At 66.9% G+C, this 5560-nt stretch carries 5 protein-coding genes; 1 reads left to right on the plus strand and 4 read right to left on the minus strand.

Annotated elements, in window-relative coordinates; genetic code table 11:
- Positions 1-304: 304 nt before the first annotated feature.
- The 4 genes from A6M56_RS10120 to A6M56_RS10135 all read right to left on the minus strand — a co-directional run bounded on the left by A6M56_RS10120 (position 305) and on the right by A6M56_RS10135 (position 4048).
- The gene (locus A6M56_RS10120; protein ID WP_286758108.1) at positions 305-793 is read right to left on the minus strand and encodes a GNAT family N-acetyltransferase; all 489 of its coding nucleotides are present in this window, start codon (positions 791-793) and stop codon (positions 305-307) included.
- Between the two features lie 11 nt (positions 794-804).
- Positions 805-2124, minus strand: coding sequence for a D-serine ammonia-lyase (dsdA, locus tag A6M56_RS10125; protein ID WP_286758109.1), 1320 nt, complete (start codon positions 2122-2124; stop codon positions 805-807).
- Between the two features lie 128 nt (positions 2125-2252).
- Positions 2253-2708, minus strand: a complete 456-nt coding sequence (locus A6M56_RS10130; RefSeq protein WP_286758110.1) for a septal ring lytic transglycosylase RlpA family protein — start codon at positions 2706-2708, stop codon at positions 2253-2255.
- A gap of 185 nt (positions 2709-2893) precedes the next feature.
- Positions 2894-4048: a patatin-like phospholipase family protein gene (locus A6M56_RS10135; protein WP_286758111.1), complete on the minus strand. Its 1155-nt coding sequence runs from the start codon at positions 4046-4048 to the stop codon at positions 2894-2896.
- A gap of 243 nt (positions 4049-4291) precedes the next feature.
- Here A6M56_RS10135 and A6M56_RS10140 point away from each other — a divergent pair.
- Positions 4292-5560, plus strand: a 1269-nt coding sequence (locus tag A6M56_RS10140; RefSeq protein WP_286758112.1) for an AMP-binding protein, incomplete at its 3' end; no start/stop codon positions are given.

Consider the following 5560-nt stretch of genomic DNA (forward strand, 5'->3'; position numbering starts at 1 on the left):
CAATCTCGGCCCGCTCGCGACGTTTTTCAACAGCCTGCTAACGTCGCTATGTGCTCCCTGATTTGGCGGATGTGCAGAAGGAAGGTGAGACGGATTGCGGCAAAGCCGGCGTCTCCGGCTTTTCTGCTGATGATGTTGTTGGGGCGCCGCAATCAACGGTTGGACACGACGGCAACGGGAAGAAATCCCGTTGTCGCAGGAAGGCTTGCAAAGTCTTGAGTTATATCGAATTCCGTCGGGAACTTGCGGAAGGCGGCGGCGCTGCCAAATGACCGGCGCGCAATGGGTGACACGCCCTATTCGCTCAGGACGAACGCTGCAGCAGCGACGCCACCGCCGCGTCCGTCAGCTCGAAGCGCAAATCGACCCGGTCCCGCCCGGAGCGGTAGCCGCCCGGCCAGCGGGCGATCTCGACGAAGCCGCAGCGCTTAAAGAAGCCGGCGGTGTGCGGGTGGGTGTCCACCGTGACGTAACGCGGGCGCAGCTTGCGCCTGGCCATGTGCAGCAGGCGGTAATGCAGCAGCATCCGGCCCACGCCGGTGCCGTGCCGGTCCGCCCGCACGAGGCCGAAGACGAGCGTGCCGAGATGGTAGAACTCGGACAGTTCGTAGCCGCCGAAGCCGATCACCTCCGCGCCGTCGACCACGACAAACAAGGGGCCGTCCGGTTCATCCAGGCAGGAGCGCAGCCAGCGCTCCTCCGAGGCCGGAAAATGAGCGGGGACATTCGAGCGGAAGGCGGCGATCACCGCCTTCCGGTCGCTCGCGCGATAACGCCTGATGCGCAGTGTCATGCCGGCCCCGTTCAGCGCCGGCCGCGCGCCAGAAAGGCGGCGTACTCGTCGTCCGGGACGAACAGTCCGCCGGTGGTCCACAGCAGGTGCACGGCCTGGTCCATCACGCGTTCCAGGCCGTTCTCCCGCAGGTAACGCCGCCCAGCGGCCGATTCCGTCAGCAATTGCGGCCCGGCGAACCCGGCCGCGGCCGACGGTTCGATGCGGATGCCTTCGCTGTCGTAGAGCAGGGCGAGATACCGGAACAGCGCATCGTCCTCGACGGTGAAGATGCCAGACAGCAGCGGCGTCATCACCCGCACCGCCAGTTCCGAGGCGGTGGCGACCGCCAGTCCGTCCGCCGCCGTGCGGTTGTCCAGTCCGAGGTCGTAGACCGAGATGCCGGGATGTTCCGGATGGCTCATTTGCGCCAGCACGCAGGGCGAGGCGACCGGTTCGGCGAAGAAGCAATGCACATGGTCGCCGAACACCTGCTTCAGGCCGAATGCGATGCCGGACGGCGCGCCGCCCACGCCGCACGGCAGGTAGACGAACAGCGGCGCGTCCGGACCGATGGCCAGCGCGGCCTGGCGCAACTGCGCGCGCAGCCGCAATGCCGCCACCGCATAGCCGAGGAACAGCGACAGCGAGCGCTCGTCGTCGACGAAATAGGCGAAGGCATCGCCCTGCGCCGCGCGCCGCCCCGCCGCCACCGCCGCGCCGTAATCGCCCGCGTGTTCGATCACCTCGACGCCGTGGCGGCGCAGGCGCTCCTTCTTCCACTGTTTCGCGTCGGCCGACATGTGCACCTGGGCGCGGAAGCCGAGCGCGGAAGCGATCACGCCGATGCTCATGCCGAGATTGCCGGTCGAGCCGACCGCGACCGTATACCGCGCGAACAACTGGCGCGCCGGCGCCAGCGCCAGCAGCGCGTAGTCGCTGGAATCGTCGATCAGGCCGTGTTCCAGGGCCAGCCTTTCGGCGAATTCCAGCACTTCGTGGATGCCGCCGCGCGCCTTGACCGAGCCGGCGATCGGCAATGCGTGGTCGGCCTTGATGAACCATTGTCCCGAAGCCGCCGCGCCGGACAGGGCAAGCTGCAGGCGGGGCACCGGGATCAGCGCCGATTCGATCAGGCCGCCGCTGGCGGCCGTCTCAGGAAACAGCTGCATCAGCAGCGGCGCGAAGCGCTGCCAGCGCGCGCTGGCCGCTTCGATCGCGGCCAGGCCGATCGGCTCCCCGGCCAAGGCAGCGGCCGCAGGCCGGCGCGACGGATTCAGCCACAGGAAAGGCTGTCTGGCGCGCAGCGCGCGGAGGGTGTCGGTCGAGTGATCGGCGGTCGGTTTCGGCATGGTGCATCCCGTATGTTCTGAAGGCCTATAGTGCCTGTACGGATGCGCTTGCGCAATTGATTTGGAAATCGAGAGCGGCCAAAGCCGGTTAGCCGTGAAGCCCTTCATGCTGCCAACCGGCGACGGCCTCATTCTCCCTGGCGCGCGCGTTCGATCGGCCTGACCTCGACCGGCACCACCCCCTGATCTTCCATGCCGAGCATGTCCGCCACCCTGGGCGACACATCGACGATGCGGCCATCGACATACGGCCCGCGGTCGCGGATTTCCACCTCGGCGCTCTTGCCGTTTTCCAGGTTGGTGACCTTGGCCTTGCTTCCCAGCGGCAAGGTCTTGCTCGCGGCGATGGCGGCATGCGGATTCATCCGCGTGCCGTCCGCCATCTTCTTTCCGGCAAACTTGCGGCTGTAATAGGATGCCTTGCCGCGCAGGGGCTTGGCAGCGGCGTCATGCTTCGGCCGGGAGGTCTTGCCTGCTGGTTGGCTGGAATCGGAAGCGGCCGCCTGTCCGGCAAAAGCCGTTGCGCCGATGGAGCAGGCGCAGACCAGCGTCAGGGAAAGAAAAGTTCGCATCGGCATGTTCATTTTCTTCGGCGTTCTGATGCAGGAAAGAATTGCGCCGGAAAATATTTGCGCGATGCAAGAACGGGCGCGCCGCGCAGCCGGCACGGAAGTTCGACGCCGGCAGCCGGGAAAAAGTTTTCAAAATTGCAGCGGCATCCGGGAAACGGCGGCGCTCATGCGGGGGCGGCGCTCAGTGGGGGCGGCGCTCACGCGGTCAGCCGCTCGTCGCGCCCCTTCGGTCCGATTTCATGCACCAGCACGCCGGCGCCTTCCGGCGTGGCGCCGCGCCAGGCCGCCGCTTCGATCGCGCGGCAGGCGTCCTGATAGCCCTGGTCCCAGCGCCACTCGATCGAGCCCCTGGAAAAATTGAGGTCCTTGGACGCCATCTGCCAGTCGCGCCCGGCATAGGCCAGGCGCACGATGTGCATGGTGGTGTCGGTGCCGACCTTGTCGAGTTCCGCGCGCTCCTGCGCGCTCAGCTGCTCGTCGGGGATTTTCGCGCGCAGCATGCGCACCAGGCGGCGCAGCTTGTGGCCGCGCAGATAGGCGTCGATATGGCGGCGCGAACGCGACGCGTACAGCACATCCTTCTGGCGCGTGTGCACCTGTTCGATGCTGGCCGGCTCCGGCCCCTCCGCGCTCCACAGGTCGACCATGAAGCAGATGGTGTCGACATGCGGCTCGTCGATCAGCACCGTTTCCAGCGGCGTGTTCGAATACAGGCCGCCGTCCCAGTACAGCTCGCCGTCGATGCGCACCGGCGGAAAGCCGGGCGGCAGCGCGCCGCTGGCCATCACGTGGCGGATGTCGATCGGATGCTGCGCGGTGTCGAAATTCTCCAGCCGGCCGCAGGTGACGCGGATCGCGCTCACCGTCAGGCGCACGCCGCTCGATACATTCAGGCAGTGCAGGTCGACCAGGCGCGTGAGCGTCTCTTCCAGCGCGCTGGTGTCGTAGAAGCTGGCGTCTTCCGGTTCCACCGGCAGGCCGGCGGCGAACGGATTCATCCAGCGCAGCGCATAGAAGCCGGGCACGCCGCGCGCGACCGAATCGATGGTGGTCAGCCAGGTGTTGAAGCGCCGCGCCGCGTCCGGCACCCGGCGCATGTCGAACAGGTCGCGGTGCGCGACCGTGTCCCAGAATTCCTTCAGGCGCGCCAGGCGCTGGTCGCGCTCGTTGCCGGCGATGATGGCGCCGTTGATGGCGCCGATCGACGTGCCCACCACCCAGTCCGGCGTCAGTCCGTTCTCGTGCATCGCCTGGTACACGCCGGCCTGATAGGCGCCGAGCGCGCCGCCTCCCTGCAGCACCAGCGCCACCCGCGGGCGCGGCGCCATCGTCAACGTCGATTTCGCATTCATCGGTTCGCCATCGCTCGTAGTCAGTGCGATGAGTCAGGCATGTGCAATGCACAATTGGTTCCCCGCCGGGGCGCCGTTGTCCCGTTATTGCCGGTCGGCGATGCCTGAGACAAATTGTAAAAATCTTGACATTCAGGTTGGCGATGCCGGGCGCACAATCGGATTGCGCCGCAGTACATCGTTGCAGCTCATCCGATTTCTGCCGCGCACCTATCGAATTCCACCAACAAGAAGAGCGAGACAATGAACACCACGCACTACCCCCACTGGCCGGCAGGGCTGCCGCATGCCATCAGCACCCCCGACACCAGCGTGTATGTGAACCTGGAAATTTCCGCGCGCCGCTATCCGCAGCGGCCGGCGATCATTTTCTACGACACGGTACTGAGCTATGCGCAGCTGCATGCGGAGGTGCTGGCGCTGGCCGGCTATCTGCAGAACGTGTGCGGCGTGGCGCGCGGCGACCGCGTGCTGCTCAACATGCAGAACAGCCCGCAGTTCATCATCGCCTATTACGCGATCCTGCGCGCCGACGCGATGGTGGTGCCGGTCAATCCGATGCTGATGACCGACGAGCTGCGGCACTACATCGACGACAGCGGCGCGAAGGTGGCGATCGTGTCGCAGGAAATCTTCGCGCGCACCGCGCCGCTGGTCGGCACGACCGGCCTTTCGCGCGCGATCGTCGCCACCTATTCCGATTACGCGAGCGCGCCGACCGACCTGAACGTGCCCGACTTCGTGCGCGCGCCGCGCGACGTGCCGGCGATCGACGGCGTGGTCGCCTGGCGGGACGCGCTCGGCCAGCGCCAGGCGCCGCGCGCGCACCAGGCGGGGCCGGACGATCTGGCCTGCATGCCGTACACCTCGGGCACCACCGGCAAGCCCAAGGGCTGCGTGCACACGCACCGCTCGGTGATGTTCAACGCGGTCGCCAGCCCGACCTGGTCGGGGCCGGTGGCGCCGGATCAGGTGACGCTGGCGGTGCTGCCGTTCTTCCACGTGACCGGCATGCAGTCGGTGATGAATGCGATGATCTACAGCGGCGGCGCCATCGTCGTGCTGCCGCGCTGGGACCGCGACGCCGCCGGGCAGCTGATCACGCGCTACAAGGTCACCACCTGGACCCTGATTCCGACCATGATGATCGACTTCCTGTCCAACCCGCGCCTGGCGCAATACGACATCTCCGGGCTGCGGCGTGTCTCCGGCGGCGGCGCCGCGATGCCGGCGGCCATCGCGCAGAAGATGCTGGAGCTGACCGGCCAGACCTACATGGAAGGCTACGGCCTGTCGGAGACCATGGCCGCCACCCACATCAATCCGCCGCAGCGCATGAAGCAGCAGTGCCTGGGCATTCCGGCGCTGAATGTCGACTCGCGCATCGTCGATCCGGTCACGTTCAAGGAACTGCCGCCCGGCGAGGTCGGCGAGATCTGGATCCACGGCCCGCAGGTGTTCCAGGGCTACTGGAACGACCCGCAAAAGACCGCCGAGGCCTTCGGCGAGCTC

It is taken from the genome of Ralstonia sp. RL (genome assembly GCF_001683835.1).
GTDB lineage: Bacteria > Pseudomonadota > Gammaproteobacteria > Burkholderiales > Burkholderiaceae > Ralstonia > Ralstonia mannitolilytica.